At 68.5% G+C, this 16,823-nt stretch carries 12 protein-coding genes and 1 pseudogene; 10 read left to right on the top strand and 3 right to left on the bottom strand.

Annotated elements, in window-relative coordinates; genetic code table 11:
- Positions 1-4 precede the first annotated feature (4 nt).
- A complete protein-coding gene (locus ACWFNE_RS03050; protein ID WP_452120987.1) occupies positions 5-817 on the top strand; it encodes a hypothetical protein in 813 nt (270 codons plus the stop codon).
- A gap of 502 nt (positions 818-1,319) precedes the next feature.
- Here ACWFNE_RS03050 and ACWFNE_RS03045 read toward each other — a convergent pair.
- A complete protein-coding gene (locus ACWFNE_RS03045) occupies positions 1,320-1,946 on the bottom strand; it encodes a hypothetical protein (protein WP_452120986.1) in 627 nt (208 codons plus the stop codon).
- Positions 1,947-2,176: 230 nt separating this feature from the next.
- Here ACWFNE_RS03045 and ACWFNE_RS03040 point away from each other — a divergent pair, with 230 nt between their 5' ends.
- The 4 genes from ACWFNE_RS03040 (at position 2,177) to ACWFNE_RS03025 (ending at position 7,547) form a co-directional block, all read left to right on the top strand.
- Positions 2,177-3,565 (top strand): hypothetical protein, encoded by a 1,389-nt coding sequence (locus ACWFNE_RS03040; RefSeq protein ID WP_452120985.1) that lies wholly within the window; start codon positions 2,177-2,179, stop codon positions 3,563-3,565.
- 297 nt (positions 3,566-3,862) lie between these two features.
- Positions 3,863-5,293, top strand: a complete 1,431-nt coding sequence (dcm, locus tag ACWFNE_RS03035) for a DNA (cytosine-5-)-methyltransferase (protein WP_452120984.1) — start codon at positions 3,863-3,865, stop codon at positions 5,291-5,293.
- 19 nt (positions 5,294-5,312) lie between these two features.
- A complete protein-coding gene (locus ACWFNE_RS03030; RefSeq protein ID WP_452120983.1) occupies positions 5,313-5,774 on the top strand; it encodes a very short patch repair endonuclease in 462 nt (153 codons plus the stop codon).
- A gap of 249 nt (positions 5,775-6,023) precedes the next feature.
- Positions 6,024-7,547: a hypothetical protein gene (locus tag ACWFNE_RS03025; protein ID WP_452120982.1), complete on the top strand. Its 1,524-nt coding sequence runs from the start codon at positions 6,024-6,026 to the stop codon at positions 7,545-7,547.
- Positions 7,548-7,808: 261 nt separating this feature from the next.
- Here the strand turns inward: ACWFNE_RS03025 and ACWFNE_RS03020 are convergent, their stop codons facing one another.
- Both ACWFNE_RS03020 and ACWFNE_RS03015 read right to left on the bottom strand, forming a co-directional pair.
- Positions 7,809-9,800 carry a hypothetical protein gene (locus tag ACWFNE_RS03020; RefSeq protein ID WP_452120981.1) on the bottom strand — a complete coding sequence of 664 codons (1,992 nt, stop codon included), beginning with the start codon at positions 9,798-9,800 and terminating at the stop codon, positions 7,809-7,811.
- 507 nt (positions 9,801-10,307) lie between these two features.
- Positions 10,308-10,790, bottom strand: a complete 483-nt coding sequence (locus ACWFNE_RS03015; protein ID WP_452120980.1) for a hypothetical protein — start codon at positions 10,788-10,790, stop codon at positions 10,308-10,310.
- A 307-nt stretch (positions 10,791-11,097) separates the two neighbouring features.
- On the opposite strand from ACWFNE_RS03015, the gene ACWFNE_RS03010 reads away from it, so the two are divergent.
- The 5 genes and pseudogenes from ACWFNE_RS03010 to ACWFNE_RS02990 form a co-directional block, all read left to right on the top strand.
- Positions 11,098-11,703 (top strand): hypothetical protein, encoded by a 606-nt coding sequence (locus ACWFNE_RS03010; RefSeq protein WP_452120979.1) that lies wholly within the window; start codon positions 11,098-11,100, stop codon positions 11,701-11,703.
- A 1,082-nt stretch (positions 11,704-12,785) separates the two neighbouring features.
- The gene (locus ACWFNE_RS03005; RefSeq protein ID WP_452120978.1) at positions 12,786-14,078 is read left to right on the top strand and encodes an ATP-binding protein; all 1,293 of its coding nucleotides are present in this window, start codon (positions 12,786-12,788) and stop codon (positions 14,076-14,078) included.
- A gap of 308 nt (positions 14,079-14,386) precedes the next feature.
- Complete coding sequence (locus tag ACWFNE_RS03000) at positions 14,387-15,841, top strand: DUF3375 domain-containing protein (protein WP_452120977.1); 1,455 nt, start codon at positions 14,387-14,389, stop codon at positions 15,839-15,841.
- A complete protein-coding gene (locus tag ACWFNE_RS02995) occupies positions 15,838-16,527 on the top strand; it encodes a DUF4194 domain-containing protein (RefSeq protein ID WP_452120976.1) in 690 nt (229 codons plus the stop codon). The genes ACWFNE_RS03000 and ACWFNE_RS02995 overlap by 4 nt, the downstream gene beginning before the upstream one ends.
- Positions 16,524-16,781 (top strand): annotated as a pseudogene (locus ACWFNE_RS02990) (ATP-binding protein); the annotation flags it as partial. The gene ACWFNE_RS02995 and the pseudogene ACWFNE_RS02990, both read left to right, overlap by 4 nt.
- Between the last annotated feature and the right edge of the window lie 42 nt (positions 16,782-16,823).

The following is a 16,823-nucleotide window of genomic DNA, read 5'->3' as shown; positions in this document are numbered from 1 at the left end:
GCTCGTGGCTGATGACGACGACTACGTCGAGGTCGAGGCCGTTGTCCGCATGCGCAAGGACGTGCCTCTCGCCGAGTCCCGGAAGACCGCGGGGTACTACCGCGGATTCACGGCGAACTCCTCAGAGAGAGGACCGGAGCACGTCGAGATCCGCTTCCCAGGGCCGAGCCGACAGCGGGACCGCGACGCCGCGCAAGAGCCCGACGTCGTCGACGCCGAGGAGCAGAGCGCGCCACCGTACGAGCGGACACGTGAGGACAAGGAAGCCGAGCAGCTGGCTGCGGCCTTCGTCCTCATCGCACTCATCAAGGCGGCTCAGTGGGCACATCCGCACGTACGCCATCTCCTGACCGAGCGGCTGTTCCCGTTCTTCGTCGCCAAGCGGGAGCAGTGGCAGGAGCGGAAGCTGCAGCGCGCCACAGACAGGCACGCCACAGGTGGCGCGGCGGGCCAGGAAGAGGCTGCCGAAAGTCAGCGCGTCACCGGTGACGCGCTGCGAGCCTACGAGGCCGACATGACCAGTGCCGAGGCGCGAGAGCACCTTGCCGAGCTGCTGATCGCCCAGCACTTCGTCCGTGAGAAGAGCCGACTCCTCGCTAACGCCGGGACCAGGGAAGGAGCAGTCCCTCGAGAGGTCTCGCGCGCTGTCCGCGCGCTCACGCCGGAGCAGGTGGCACGAGCTCTGGAGTCCGTGCTGGCCACAAAGCCGACGGTTCTCCGCGACCTCAGAGCGCTCCTTGCGGCACGCAGTGACGAGCAGCCGCTCCAGCTCCGGAGCGCCACTCTGAGTGAGGTGCTGCGCCTCACCGACGACTGACGGCTTGGGTCGCCGAGAGTTCAGACGACTGGCTCACGCACGAACCGTAGGGACGGGCCCTTCGGTAGATCCCGGGTGCCCGGCGTCTGAGGGGCTCGGGAAATCGCCACGACGGATGGCCACGCGCGCGGCGCGTTCAGTTGAGAAGGTTCGCGGGTAGCCGGACGAGTTCGGGACCGGCCGTCCGCTCACGGTGTCGACGAGCCAGAACTTGCCCCTGCCGTCTGGGTCGATGCGGTACTGCCGCTGAGGCCGGGCGGGCCCGACCGTGCACGCGTCGAGGGCGGCCCGGATCTCCCGCTCTGCGTTCTTCGCGCTCGCGCTGCTCATCGTGAGGCCAGAGCGAAGAACGGTCCCGTCCGGCATCACCCACACCACGTGCGTGGCGTTCGTGACCTCGACGCTACCGCCCGCCCTCCGTACGGCTCGAGCCAGCGGCTCGAGGTCCTTGTTGATGCCGAGTCCGCCCACGGTGCATGTGCCCTCCCGTCGCCGCCGAGCCTCAGCGACCGCCCATGCGCCGCCGGAGCTTCTCAATCTGCTCCCGTGCGTGCGCGGCGTCATCGCTCTCCCCCAGCTCCTCCTCGTCGGGGCTCGCGTTGTCCTCGCGCGCCAGACGACGGACCAGGTCATCGCCGTCGGCTTCCTCGTCGGCCTGCTCCTGAAGTGCGGCAACGGCCTCTGCCTCGGGATCGAAGTGAAGAGCTGCCTCGACGATGTCGGTGACGTCCAGGTACTGCGCGCCGTCCTCGCGGACGACAAGCGGTCGCACCGCGTCCCGGACGTGGTGGTCGAACTCGTCCAGCAGGTCGCACTGGCCGGAGCGGACCATGAGCCTCACCGAGGGAGCCTGCGCAGTGAGTGCCTTCAGCTCGGCGGCAGTGATCTCGCCGATCTCCTCGAGCTCGGCGGCGTCGACTGCCCCTCGCGGCAGTACGTCACCGACCGTGAGACCCGGGTGCGTGACCGCCAGCGTCGAGAGCCGCGAGAGCGCTCGGCCGAGCCTGTCCGTGTGCTGCGCAAGGGCGCCGATCGTGAACTCGTCGGGCACGGTGCCGACGTGCAACGTCCACGCCGCAATGGCCTCGTTGATCGTGCTGATGATGTCGCGGGCTCTGTACGCGTCCACTTTCACTCCCTTGTCTGCCGGTCTGTCTCTGCTAATCGGCACCGTAGGACTCGCCGGTGACACGGGTTGCACGGACGGAGTAGCTGGCTTTTCACGAAGTGGTTTTACCGCGTCTCTTTCCTCCCGAGTCGCGCGCGACTACACATTTCGTGCCGCCAGTGCGCGGGTGATTTCTCTCGGGCGCGCCGCGTCCACGCCACTTCGACCGCCGGGCTTGAGAGGGTGGACGGGTGCAGAACGAGACGACGTTCAACCCCGCGGAGACACTGCCTGAAGCGGCCGCCCGCATGTTCGCGCTCAGCCGCTCCACGGACACAGGCACCCGCGGTCCGAAGCGTGCGCTGGTGGCGCTCGCCACCGGGCTGGGGCTGGACGTCGACCTCGTCGAGGTGAACGCCGTCCTCGGGGGCAGGATCGCCGAGGACCTGGGCGTGCCGTGGCGCGGCGGTCGTGAGTACGTCGAGCTCCAGGTCACCCTGACCGGCATGAACGCGCTGCTGAGCGGCGCGACGGAGAACCTGACCCGCCTGTCTCAGGAGCGCCGGATCGGTGACCGCTCGGCTGCCGAGGTCCTCCTCGCGTTCTCCGGCTTCCGTCCGGCACGGAGCAAGCAGGAGGCCGTCAACCGCATGTGCGACCTGGCGGGCGTGCCGCACGACACGCTCGGGCCGGGAGGCAAGGAGCACACCTGGACGCTGAAGGACCTGGCGAGGCGGTTCGCACCCCAGCTCCTCGACAGCCGGCTCACGAAGCACGAACTGGCGGCCGCGTTGTGCGACGCCTTCCGAGTCCCCTGGCTCGAGAGCGCCGGGTCGACCGGGGCAAGCATCACGCTGGACGGACTCAACCTCATCCTCGCTGGCGCCGAGCGTCAGGCCCAGGTCGTCTCCGCCGGTTGGCCCACAGCACAGGCGGAGGGCGCCGCGCTGGTCGATGTGCTGAGCCGCGGGCTCCCGGACCACTGGGACGGGCGCGACTCGATCCTCGAGATGCGCGACGCCGGGTCGACGCAGTGGCGCCAGATGGAGTGGGCCGGGTTCTACTTCGAGGAGAAGGTCCGCGAGCTGCTCAACGAGGCGTACCCGACCCCGCCCGTGGGCGGTCCGCGGGTGCGCTTCGGCAGCACAGCGTTCGACTACGCGTCGGCGACGCGCGTGTGGGACGCCAAGGCCCACACCGCGATGCGTGTACTGCTGCCGGACGGCGCCCCCTACCGCGACTCGGCCGACGCGGTCTCGTGGTTGAACGACGCCCGGGCGATGCGCGAGTGCATCGAGCTGCAGGGACTCGGGTTCCTTGTGGCGGAGGGGCTGTCGGGCTTCGACACGACCGGCGAGTTCAAGGAGTGGCACAAGGCGCTGGGCAGCACCGGGAAGAAGCTCCGGGACTACGTGCCCAGCACCGGCCGGAGCCGACCGCGGAAGGCGAGCTTCACGCCCTTGGAGCTCAGGGCGCTCTGGATCGAGAACCTGCTGGACCTCGACGCCGCCGTTCTGGCTGGCTGGCTGTTCCAGGACACCCAGCCGAACTGGGAGGGCACGGTTGCTCGCAACGACAAGTTCAAGGCCCGGCTCGCCAAGGCGGGCCGGTGGCAGGTGGCGCATCACGCGTGGGCGTGAGGTCCTGACCAGGAGCTCGGTCACTCACTCGCAGCGGTCGAGCTGGGCGTGGGAGCGCCGGCGGGCTGAGCGCCGCCCGTGGCTGGGAGGCACTGGCGTCGCGGCGAAGGAAGCTGCGGTCTGAGGTCAGCGGACGGGTCGGGGGCTGAGGCTGCTGCACCCCAGCGAGTGGCCACCTGCGCTGGCCGTAGACTGCCGCGCCCGGGTCGACACCTCATCGGCGCGTCGCTTGCGCGCAGCGCTCATCCGCGGCAAGCTGCAACACGTGTTCGACTGCGTCAGGACTGGGGTGACTCGATGAGTGAGACGGCGGGCTTCCGCTACGCGGACCTGTTCGCGGGTATCGGCGGGTTTGCTGCCGTGCTCGAAGGGCTTGGCGGAGAGCACGTGTACTCGGTGGAGATCGACGAGCACGCGTCGAGGGTCTACTCGCTCAACTGGGGTCGCAGCCCTCTCGGCAACATCACGCATGACGCGACCGAGGACGTGATGAACGTCGGCGAGCACGACGTGCTGGCGGCCGGCTTCCCCTGCCAGCCGTTCTCCAAGAGCGGTGCGCAGAAGGGTATGGACGAGGTCCGCGGGACGCTCTTCTTCAACATCATGGAGGTGGTGCGCGCGCACCACCCGACGCTCGTGGTTCTCGAGAACGTCCGAAACCTGGCTGGTCCCCGGCACGTCCACGAGTGGGAGGTGATCATCGAGCTCCTGCAGGCAGAGGGCTACCAGGTCTCCGAGACCTCCGCGGTGTTCTCCCCGCACCAGATCGATCCCGCGTTCGGGGGGTCGCCCCAGGTCCGCGAACGGGTGTTCATCACGGCGACGCTCGTGCCGGAGGGTCACGTCGCCGACCCTCACGTGCAGCCAGTGGCCCTGCCGCCCAAGGTGCGCATGACGCGCGAGTGGAACCTCGTCGACGACCTCCCGCTGGACCCGAGTCACCATGTCCCAGGCACCGACCTCGGCGCGGACGACTTCAAGTGGATCAACCACTGGAACGAGTGGGTCCAGTTCATGCACGCGCTCCGGGCCTCGGATGCCGACGCCGCCGGGGAGCCCGCGCGCCGCCTGCCCGGCTTCCCGGTCTGGGCCAATGCCTGGGTGACGTCCCCGGAGGAGCGGGACGAGCTGATGCACCCCGGCGGCGTCCGCGTGCCGTCCTGGAAGGCGAACTTCTACACCAAGAACTGGGACCTGTACGACAGGCTCCGCCAGGTCGACGGCGTCTGGCTCCAGGAGTGGCTGGATAAGACGCGGACGTTCCCCGAGAGCCGGCAGAAGCTGGAGTGGCAGGCGCAGGACGAGACCTCCCTGTGGAACTGCGTGGTGTCCATGCGGCCGTCCGGCATCAGGGCGAAGCGCATGACGCACCTGCCGGCGCTGGTCGCGATCACGCAGACACCGATCCTCGGCAAGCGGGAGCGTCGCCTCTCTCCCCGCGAGGCCGCTCGCCTGCAGGGTCTCCCCGACGAGTTCGACTTCGGTACGCAGCGCGACGCGTTGACGTACAAGCAGCTCGGCAACGGCGTGAACGTAGGCGTCGTCTGGAACGTGCTCAAGGCGCACGTGGAACGCGACAGGGACCTTCTTCTCGCGACGGAGACCGGACGCGCCATCTTCAGCGCAGTCACTTCTGCACCGGACTCGCCTCGCGAGCCGGTCCGCGAGGCACTGCTCCGCAGACGCGCCACGACCGAGAGCGGAGCGCTCGCGACCGCGACGCGGTAAATCAGGTCGGCAGGGCTTGATGGTGGCGGCAGGCGGTGGCGACGGGTCAGCGGCAGAGCCGGCCCGGTCTCGGCCGACGGCCGACGTGTCCGCGCGGTACGCGAAGCTGGCGCGCACCGGGACAGCGCCGGAGACGCTGCTTCGCCAGGAGCTCCACCGACGCGGACGGCGGTTCCGTGTGCATGCCCGCGTCGACGGCCTGCCACGGCGCAGGGTCGACATCGCGTTCAGCAGGTGGCGCGTGTGCGTGCTCGTCGACGGCTGCTTCTGGCACTCGTGCCCCGAGCACGGCACGGTTCCCCGAACCAACCGCGAGTGGTGGGAGTGGAAGCTCGCGCGTACGCGCGAGCGAGACGCCGACACCGACGCGACCTTGCGGGCGCTGGGCTGGACGGTGGTGAGGTTATGGGAGCACACGCCGCCCAAGGAAGCGGCCGACGCAGTAGAACTCGCGTTGGTCAGTGCTGGAGCCGGAGCGTGAATCTGCCAGTCGCGGCGAGGTCAGATCGGACCCGCGAGCACTCGCGAAGCCGACGTTTGCTGAGCGGCCAGAGCCGCCTTGATCGCTCCGATCAAGGCCGTGAATCCCTGCCTCCGGAGGCGGTTCGAACGGCACCGCCGCTTCCCGACCCGGAACATCCCGTCGCGAGCAACGTCGACTCTCCAGGCGAAGTTCTTCATTGCGATACCGTGCTCGCTTAGAGTCGGCAGGGCGGTCAGGATGCACTGAGTGCGCGAGAAGAATCTTCTGAACGCGGGGGAGCTTGTTCTAGTGGATCTGCGGCAATGGTTCAAGTGCATAACACAGCGAGGACGCGCGTTCGCTGACGAGCCCCAGGCACCGAGCGGCGCAGAGATGCGGGGCGAAGCCGCGGCCTCGCTGGCGGCAGTGCTGTTCTCTCAGCGGAGCTGGCAACTGCGGAAGGTGGAGAGCCGGCTGTTCCGAGAGGGCGCCTACTCGGTCACCCGAGTGTCAATCGACTGCGTCCCTCAAGCGCTTCCCGCCCTTCGATACACACTCACGGGACCGGGGGCGGGACCTGGACGCGGCGAAGCTCGGGTGCTCGTCCCGATCACGTTCATGCAGAAAGGGCCGCTCCGCAGCTTCGATATGCAGGACAGCGCGGGGCGTCCCATGCCTGTCATCGGCCGGTCTGAGTACAGCCAGATAATGACCGACATGCTGCTCTATGAACTACGTGACGCCATGGTGGAGAACGAAGACGAGCAAGTCTTGCAGCGAGCTCTCACCACTGTTCTTGACGCCGACCGTCCGGTCGCGGAAACTGTGGCAGAGGTCCTGGTTGTCGACGGAACGTATCTGGGAGTTCAGTGCGTTCGGCCCGAGGAAATGACAAACTACGCCGCAAACTTGATACTCGCCCTTGCCGACTCATATGTGCTGATTGCGCTGCTGCCCGAGTCGCAGGCTGGCAGTCGTCAGGTCATCAAATACGGCCACCACTCGACCGAGCAGTTAGAGACACGCGGTCCGCAGGTCAAGGGGTCTTGGATCGTGAAGCGCTTAGCAGCGGTCCAAGCCAGACTCGACATCAGGGCCGGGCCCGTCAGGCGCTTCAGGCTGGCGGCGGGACTCGAGGCGCTCAGGGTGGAGTTCGACCTGAGCCACCCCGCAGGCTCCGCATCGCATCACTTCGAGATGGTGGTCCCAGATGGACTGCGGTGTGAGCGCCTGAAGATGCCTGTCGTACAGGGCAGCTCAGACCGGAACACTGTGGACACAACGCCAACGGGCGTCGCCCACGCTGTTGCGACGTACGTAGTGAACCCGAGCCAGGGTGTCGAGGTCGAGTTCCGCGTGCCGTTCCATGGCCTCCGGCAGCGCGCCGCCCTTGCGTGCTTCGTTACGGGCGCGATTCTGCTGCTGGGTCTGCTCCTGCCTGGTGCCCAGTCGGCGCTCCTGCGAGCCGGTGGAGGTGCCGCTGCGCTCCTCCTGGCGGTGCCGGCCATCGTCGTCGCTCTCGCGGTCGGAAGCGGCGAGCACGTGATGGTTGCCCGCATGCTGAGTCCGTTACGAATCATCGTGGTCGGGTGTGGCGCTCTCCTCTTGGCTTGCGCGGGGAGTATCGTCGGAGTCCTTCACGACGAGTGGCGTTACCCATTGTGGTGGCTAGGCGCGCTCGGAGCGATGACCACCGCTCTGACCCTGGCGTGGACTGCGATACGTGCCTATGTTGGTCGGCTCATACAGACTGGTGGCAACGCGAGGCGAGGCGAGAGAGCGGGGACATGACTGACTCGAGCGACCGGAAGGTCATCCGCGAGACGCGGGAGCGCGCGGCTGACCGAGTCGTGCTTCGAGTGTCGACGGCGGAAGCGTCAGGGCAGCGCCTGCGTGCAGGTTGGGGCAAGGAGCGCCGCTCGGACGCGGTTCAGCTGGCGACACCTCGTCTGGGACGCACAACCCGCTGACGTCTCCTGCAGCAGAACGTCGGCGGTCGTGGCGGTCGAGAGTCCTCCGGGCCCTTGCCTGGGATGACGCGAACGAAGATGCCTAGAGGTGGAGGGAGCCAGAGCTCTTTCGGCGCCCTGGAAGGCGTTCGTGCACGTGTGCAGGCGGCGCAGGCTCGGGCACATTGGGATGCCGGCTGACTGGACCCCAGGCCGACCAGAAGTGACGTATGTGAACTACTGGCTGCATGGCGTCCACCACGGAGATGTCCAGTGGTCGAGTGTGGAGTTCGGACAGCTCGTCCAGGAGCTGTCGGACGGCGACAAGCACCGAGCGCAATCTCACCTGATTCTCCACGGGTACGAGATGGAGGCAGTGATCGGCTGCGGTCTCGACCAGGCGGAGGCGGTCGACTAACAGCACGACGCTAGTCTCGTCGAGACAGGCGGGACCGCCGTCGAGAGCGTCGAGCACTCCATCAGCCGCAAGCCATGCCGCGGAACGGGACGCCGTCGATGTATGCTCCACCTTGTACCGTGCGTCGAAGTTTGCAGGTAGGAACGTAACGATCGGCATGGTGTCAAAGGCTTCGAGAGCGCGCGTCCACACGGGCGCATTTGCGGACAAGCCCTCAGCCGACACTTCGATGAGATGTTCGCGACTCGCCCCAGTGTATATCTCGAACGACTCGATCTCGGGAAGTAACTTATGGACCGACATTAACGCCTGAAAGCAGGGGTTGATCTGTTCAAACTCCAGTGCCTGCAACCAAACTCGGGCGGTTCGGGAGTTGAAATCGCTTCGTTGCACGCGAAGGCCGTTGCTGCCGAAGTACGCTTCCGCCCGCTGCCAGGCCGCCATGCTGAACGGGTCGTCCGGAATGGGTGTGAGCGCCGCCTCTCGCAGGGGAAGTCTGGAGGCGCGGTGGTAAGCGAGCGCCGCTTCGCAGCCACGGTCGAACGAGAGCGCGATCACCGATGCAGAGGCCACGCGGTCGCGGTCGATAGGTTCGCCGTCGACAAGGTAGCGGTCGTGAACTCCGTCCCACTCGATGTCCTCGTGTGCTTCGCCGTTCCGCAGACTGACGAGGACAGCGTCTTCGGCGATCCGTCGCGCGAGGCTCCCGCTGGTCAGCATCGCGTCGCGGACCAGGGTCAGCGTGGGTGGGGCGGACCACTGCCCGATCGGCAGGCAGCGCAGTGCCCAGCCGAACTGACGCACCGCCCCCTCAACTAACCGTCGGTAGATGTCGGCGCCCGCCAGGGCGCGTGTCTCGGCGTCATCCGACGTTGCCGCACTTGTGATCGTGCGCAGGAGCCGACGGCGGGCTTGATGCCGCCCTCGCTCGCGCTGTCGGAAGTAGCTCAGCGCCTGGTCCGCGAGATCGGGCAGAGCGGCTGAGAGCTTGTTGCTCAACGAGTCCATGGAGATGTAGGCGACGACGGGGTCGGGCGCGCCGGCAACCCAACCGATCACTGACGTCATCGCGAGGGCGTCACGGGTGGGAGGTAACCCCAACGACGACAGGTGGGGCGCTAGTTGCGTCAGCAGTCCCGCGGCGTCGTACTTGTACGCCTCCAACACCCAGCCGGGCTTGAGGTCGCCGATGTCGTCCACCGGGTCGTGGTCGAGACCGAACAACTGACCTAGGGAAGCACTGTGGTCAGTGGGCAGGTCGAGGGGCCACTCGCTGCACGTGTGCCAAAGACCGAGCGGGCGCGGCGGCTCGGTGCCGTCTTCGAGCGCGGTAGCAGCCTGCGCGAGCCCATCGTCCACGGCTCGCAGGATCCGTTGGGCGACAACGTGGTCGAACGGCGCGAAGGGTTCGAGCGCGAACAGGACAGATAGCGCGCTGCTACGGGAGGCGAGCACCGCCTCCACGTGCTTGCGAAGGCGGTCGAAGGAATCGTTACCCGAAGTTCGCTCGAGCCTGACGGCGAGTTCGCGTAGCCGCTGTACCAGTCCGTCGGAGTACCAGCGCCACAGGTCAGCTTCTACGGGAAGCGTGTGAACGGGGCGCAAGGACTGTGCCTGTCGGCCTGCCTCACGGAGCGGCCGGGCGAGCCTCTCGCGGGCCTCACGGGGAAGCACCATCGCAGCCTATGGGAGCGTGCCGCAATCCCGAAGGGCCTCACCTGTGAAGGGGAGGTGCTCGACCCGGGGGAACCCGCTCGGGTCGTGCCGTTCCACGAGGACGGGTCAGATCGCGCTAGGTGACTGTCCTGCCGGTCGGGCGGTCCGCCAGCCTGTACACAACACGATGCCCAGCCTGTACACACGCTCTGACCAGGGGCGACATCGCTGCAGGTCAGGAGTTGGCCGAACAACCCACAGGTGGGTGGTTCCCGAAAGGGTCGCCCTGGTAGTACTGAAACTCCCGGTCAGGGTCTTCTGGCCGGGAGTTTTGGCGTTGTGGGGGTGCGCGGGGCGGGGTCGAGGCGCTAGCGGACGCATGAGAGCCCTGTCGAGGGGTCTCGACAGGGCTCGGAGGGGCGATTCCGGCTCTGCGGCCTGGTCCGCGGGCACGCTGACGCGGGGCGATCGTGCGGTGGTGTCGTCAGTCAGTGGCTGACGCGGTGCGGTGCGGGACCCGGCGTGGGTCTACTGGCGGATGGGGTCTCTGCCGCGGGTGCGGGAGTGGCGGTCGAGGGCTTCGGTCGGCGGGTCCTCGTCGAGCTCGAGCTGCCAGGGGTCGGGTAGATGCTTGCTGGTGTGCCAGTCGTGCAGGTGCTGGATGTTGTAGGCGGCCAGGGTGATCGCGAGCAGGACGGTGTGGGCGACGAGGCCGGGCATGCGGATGAAGCCGCGGTTGACGTTCCTGGTGTTGTAGCGGATCTGGGCGTTGAGTCCTTCGACGAGGCTGCGCCTGTTGAAGGACAGGGCCCATCGGGTGGACTGCCAGGGCAACGGCTGGCGGTCGCGCTCGAGCTCCGTGTCGGCCACGGTGACCGTCCGCCCGCACGCGGCGCCTCGGGCGCAGGTGGTCGTCGGCAGGTGCCGGCCGAGGCGAATCGGGCTGGGTGGTCCGGGCGGCGCAGACTGCCCGATCGATGCGGAATGGACGATCCGGCGCAGAGGGCTCATCGCCTGCGGGGTGACGACAGCCGCGTTCGCCCCCTATGAAAGGATACGTCGATCTGCGTAGCGTTTGCCATCGGTCCAGATTTGCGATGGAAGTCGGCGCGATAACCTGAGTCTTGAGGTTGTGTTGCCCGTCGCGACGACCCGGCCAGCGCGCCTTCCGTCGTCTCTTGAGAAGCGACGGACGGTACCCGGTGGAGCCCGACGGGGACGCTAAGGCCGGACCCGCGATGGCCAAGGCAGGGGGTTGACCGACAGGCTGGTGGACAGTAGGTTCATTCGGACATGTTGTCGATTGCAGGGGGCTGCGATGACGGTCAAGATTAATTCTTCGAGAGCGGTTTCGATTCTCGGGTCTGCGCTCGCTCTCTGCTTGATGGCGCCAGTGGCGGCAAGCGCTAGCCCGGAGGCGGTTCAAGAGAGCGCCGTCGAAGAAGAGGTGGTCGCGCGCATCGGAAGCCACGTGTTCGGCGATCCCGCGCGTGTTCTCGGCGGTGGAGGCGGGGCTGAGATCCAGGCCACGTGGCGGGCGTGCGGTGTAGCAGATGCGAGCACCAAGCTTGTCCGAACCTTCTCTCGCGTCGCTGGCGCGGGCCTGCCTGCGGGAAGTGCATACCTGAAGTGCGGCACGGAGGGGTGGGGATATCGTCACATCGTCGTGCGCCACCTTGCAGATTGGGAATATTACGCGACGCTGGTCGGTGGTGATTGGCGGACGTTTTGCGATTGGGCGACGGTGCAGACGCTGTCGTCTCCAGCACATGTGACGTACGCATCGTCGAACGACACGTACCACTACAAGACGGAGTTGCAGTTCCGGGATCGATCGGATCGTGTCGTCGCGACGAAGTACGTGAACGTAGTGGTCGCCCGGATGACAAAGAACATCATCACTTCGTACATTAGTTCTTCTTGAGGTGCGGACGGAGGATCGGTCAATGTCAGATCCATCAGCGATGGAGGATGCTTCCGGGCTGCAGATAGAACTCATGCATCGCTTGCGAACGCAGTCCTCGTCGGTCGATATTCGAGAGAACGAGATCTTCATCGCCGAATGGTCCGGCATGACTTTGGATCCTCCGCTTCGCATACGGGCTGATGACGCGACGCTTCGGCAGGCGACGACCATCTCCACAGAGGATCACCAAGCACTCTGGCCACACGCTTCGCAGTTGGCGGCGGGCTTCAATATGCTGCTGACCCGGATCGACGAGATTGCCCGGTCTGACCGTCGCCCGCTGGAGCGGATCGACTTCGCTTCAGACGTAGACCCACTGCCACCGGGGCGGCGCACCCAGGAACAAGGTTTGCGGGGAGGCGTCCTAAGGGCACGTAACCCTCGGTCAGGTGCCACCTATCCCCCACCGTCTGCCTAGCACCTAGCACCTTGCGCCGATCCGGCGTGGCCGACACGACGCTGGGCAGTAGGCGCATGTGTGCATCGGTCCATGGTCTTGGACCAGCGCTGACGTCTCGAGTGCGCCTACGGCTACACGCGTGATCCAAGGGTGTGCCGGCACGACGCTCGCACGTGTGCCTGGGCCCGCGAGGGGTCCCGTGTTGCCCGAGGTCAGCGAGTTTCGGGAACCACTCACAGGTGGGTGGTTCCCGAAAGAACCGCCTTGGTAGTACCGAAACTCCCGGTCAGGGTTCTCTGGCCGGGAGTTTTGGCGTTGTTGAGGGTGCTGCAGGCGTTCTCGAGGCGCTCACGGATAGCACAGAGCCCTGCTGAGAGGTCTCGACGCAGCTCCGGGGTGATCTCGAGTCTGCGCGGACGAGGACCCCGAGTCGGTCTGCTGACGGCGGTCTCGGACTTTACTATGGCGTCCCGTACTATGGCAGACCATAGTCGACCTCGGGAGTGTCATGGGTTTCGTTGGACGCGAGCGCGAGCTCACCGCCCTGTCTGCGCAGCTGGGCACCGTGCGGTCAGGTAGGCGCGCCGACCCAGGGGTAGCCGTGATGGTCCGCGGGCGGCGACGCATCGGCAAGTCCCGGTTGGTCGATGAGCTGACGCGGCGCTCGGGCGTGCCGTTCGTGTACTTCCAGGCGGCGCGGAGCGCCCCGGTGCGGGACGAGCTGGCCACCTTCGCGTCCTCGGTCGCCACGTCGACGCTGCCGAACGCCGCGGTCGCGGCGGGGAACACACCGCTGTCGCTGACCGCCGCCCTGACCTTGCTCGATGCAGCGCTCGGTGACCAGCCCGCGATCGTCGTCATCGACGAACTGCCGTGGTTGCTCGAGCAGATCGGCGGGGGAGCGGGGGAGCTCCAGCGCGTGTGGGACACGCGCCTGTCGAAGAAGCCCGTCCTTCTGCTGCTGCTCGGGTCCGACCTGGCGATGATGGAACACCTGATGTCAGCCGACCAGCCCTTCTACGGCCGCGCGACCGAGATGATCGTGGGCCCGTTGACCCCGGCCGACATCGGGCAGATGGTCGGCGCCGACGCCATGGGGGCGTTCGACGCGTTCCTGGTCACCGGTGGGCTGCCGTTGGTGGCGCAGGAGTGGGACCACGGCGAGTCGCTGACCTCGTTCCTCGAGCGGTCGTTCGCCACGTCGACGTCCGCGCTCGTCGTCTCCGGTGGGCGAGCGCTGGATGCCGAGTTCCCGGAGGCGTCCATCTCCCGACGCGTCCTGACCGCGATCGGCGGCAAGGGGGAGCGGACCTTCACCGCCATCCAGAACGACGGCGCCGGCGACCCGATGAACGCGAGCACCCTGACCGCGACGCTGCGGGCCCTGACCGACAAGCGCATCATCGCCGCCGACGAACCGTTGTCCGCGAAGCCCGCCACAAAGAACCGCCGTTACCGCATCGATGACCCCGCCCTACGGTTCTGGCTCGCGTTCGTCGAGCCGGCGCTCGGCGAAGTCGACCGGGCCCGTCCCGACCTGGCAGTGGCACGCGTCGAGAGCGGCTTCATGTCGTGGCGTGGACGCGCCATCGAACCCGTCGTTCGCGACAGCCTCGAACGCCTCCTGCCCGACGCGACGTGGCCTGAGGTGGCGAAGGTCGGCGGCTGGTGGCGCCGCAACAACACCCCGGAGATCGACCTCGTCGGGGCGACGCGCCGGCACGACGTCCGGTTCGCCGGCTCGATCAAGTGGCGCGGCTCGCCGCTGACCGCGCGCGACGTCACCGCCCTGTCCACCGACGCGACCTCCATCCCCGGCGTCGGCGCCGGCACACCGCTGGTCGCGGTCTGCCCCGGTGGTGCCGACCCGGGCGCGCGCCGTGACCTCGCTCAGGTATGGGACGCGTGCGACCTGCTGGCCGCGTGGGCCTGACGGTGCATGCTGGTTGAACCGATCGAGGTCCCGCCGCAGTCGCGTACGCGCACCCCTAACCGAGAACAGTGCGGCTCTTGTTCTCGGTTATCAGCACAAGCGAGAGCAACGCGTGCGCTGTGCTCGGCTGCGGAGAGCGTCGGCGTGGCGACGCTCACCCGCGTGGGGGGATGCGAGGACAAGTCCCGCACGCTCCGCACCGTCGCGAGGCCCCAGCGTCACGCCTCGTCGCGCGTCGGGACCCATGGACCCGCCGACCGGGTGACGGTCCACCGCCCGTGTCCCTCGTCGTGGCTAGCCTCGTCGTCATGAGCACGCTCCGCACCGCGCTCGCCGCCGACCGGCTCACGGTCGACAGCCCCGCCTGGGTGCTGCTGCGGTCGCGCAACGCGGCGGCGGCCGTCGCGCTCTTCAGCGAGCACCTCGGGGGCGAGGAGCGCAGGCTGCCGGCGCCGGAGCTGTTCGAGCGGCTCGACCAGGACCTCGTCGTGCTCCGGGAGCACGACTTCGAGATGCCGCGCCCGGCGCAGGCGTACTGCGGTGAGTGGGTCGCCGACGGGATCCTCGTCCGGCGCTCCGTCGAGGGGACGCGCGACGAGACGTACGAGCTGTCGCAGGGTGCGCTCGTGGCGATCCGGTTCGTCACCCAGCTCCTCGAGCCGCGCACGTCGGTCACGCAGTCGCGGCTCGCGACGATCCTCGAACGGGTGCACGGCCTCGCGGTCGCGACGGACCCGGACGCCGTGACGCGGCTGGCGGCGCTGCGGGCGCAGCGCGAGGAGCTCGACGCCCGGATCGCGGCGGTCGAGGCGGGCCGGTATGACGTGCTGGACCGGGACCGGGCGCTCGAGCAGGCGCGGGACATCCTGGCGCTCGCCGACGAGCTCCCGGCCGACTTCGCGCGCGTGCGCGGCGAGCTCGAGCGGATCAACCGCGACCTGCGCCTGCGGCTCGTGGACGACGTCGACTCGCGCGGCACGGTGCTCGACGACGTGTTCCGCGGCGTCGACCACCTCGCGGAGTCGGATGCCGGGCGCAGCTTCGACGGCTTCTTCTCGCTCATCCTCGACACGGAGCAGGTGACGGCGTTCGAGGACGACGTCGCCGCGCTGCTGGAGCGTGAGTTCGCCGGGGGACTCTCCGCGGGACAGGCGCGGTGGCTGCGTCGGCTGCTCCCCGGATTGCAGGACGCGAGCGCCGAGATCCATGACGTGATGACGGCGTTCTCCCGGAGCCTGCGCCGGTTCGTGCAGAGCGAGGAGCTCGTCGAGCACCGGGAGGTGCAGCGGCTGCTGCGGGAGGCGGAGCGGGACGCGCTCGGGATAGCCGGGCGGCTCCGGCCGTTCGCCCGCACCGGCTTCACGCTGGACCTGTCGTCGGTGGCTGTCGACTCCGTGGCGGCGCTGGCGCCGTACGACCCGTCGGACCACCGGACCGCGCAGGACGTGGCACCGGGTGGCGCGGACGTCGACGTCGACTGGGACGCTCTCGTGCGTGCGGCCCGCGAGTCGGAGGTCGACCTGCGGGAGCTGCGCGCGAACGTCAACGAGACGGTCGCGCGCCGCGGTGCCGTCACCATCGCCGACGTGCTCGCGGAGCACCCGGCGACCCAGGGGGTGGCCAGCGTCGTCGGGCTCCTGGTGCTGGCCGACGAGCACGCGGCCGCCCTCGACGGCTACGAGGACGCCGCGTGGACGGCGCCGTCGGGCGCCCGTCGCCGCGGGCACGTCCCGCGCCGGCTCTTCCAGGAGGTGCTGCGATGAGCGTCGACGACCTGGGCACCGAGGACGCCGCGACGCCGGACGACGCGCCGCGGGCACCGGGCGCGCTGTGGGCCGGTGACCGGGGGACGCTGCGCGCGGCGTCCCGGCGCGCGTTCGTCCAGCTCCTGCGCGGGCCGTACCTGTCCGCGGAGCGGAACCCTGCGCTGTGGGCGGCCCTGCTCAACGACGTCGACGTGGTGCGGGCACGGCTCGCGGACGCCTTCCTCGACCTCGTCGTGGACGTCGAGGCGCAGGTCGCGTTCGTGCGGAACGTCGACGCCGACGGCGACTGGCCCCGCGTCGTGCGGACCGCACCGCTGACCTTCCTCGACACGGCGCTCCTGCTCCACCTGCGTCAGCAGCTCCTCACCGGCGCGACCGGCGGGCGCGTGATCGTCGGGCAGGACGAGGTGGCCGACCAGCTGGGCGTCTACCGGGGGGCCGACAACGCCGACCCGGCCGGCTTCGCGAAGCGGGTCACCGCGTCCTGGACCAAGTTCGTGCGGTACGGGCTCCTCGCGCCCACGAGCACCGAGGGCCGCTTCGAGATCTCGCCGGTGCTGCGCCTGGTGTTCGGGGCGGAGCAGGTCGCGGCGCTGCGCGCCGAGTACGCCCGCCTCGCGTCCGGAGCTGCCCCGGATGACGACCCCGGCGTCACGACCGAGGAGAGCGAGGAGTCGGCGTGAGCACCCAGACGCTCCCCGGGTTCGACGAGCCCGTCGACCCGCAGCCCGGACCCGCGCCCGAGCCGAGTCCCCGCCTGGACGCCGTCCACCCCGGGCAGTGGCGGCTGGAGGGCGTCGAGCTCGTGAACTGGGGCACCTTCCAGGGCCACCACGTCGTCGACGTCGCCCGCCGCGGCTTCCTCCTGACCGGGCACTCCGGCTCGGGCAAGTCCTCGCTGGTCGACGCGATCACCGCGGTGCTGACCCGCCGAACCGCATCCGGTTCAACGCCGCCGCGGCCGACCAGGGCGGGCGCC

It is taken from the genome of Cellulomonas sp. NPDC055163 (assembly GCF_053607065.1).
The sequence above is the reverse complement of the archived record's forward strand: the minus strand, read 5'-3'. Positions and strand labels throughout refer to the sequence as shown.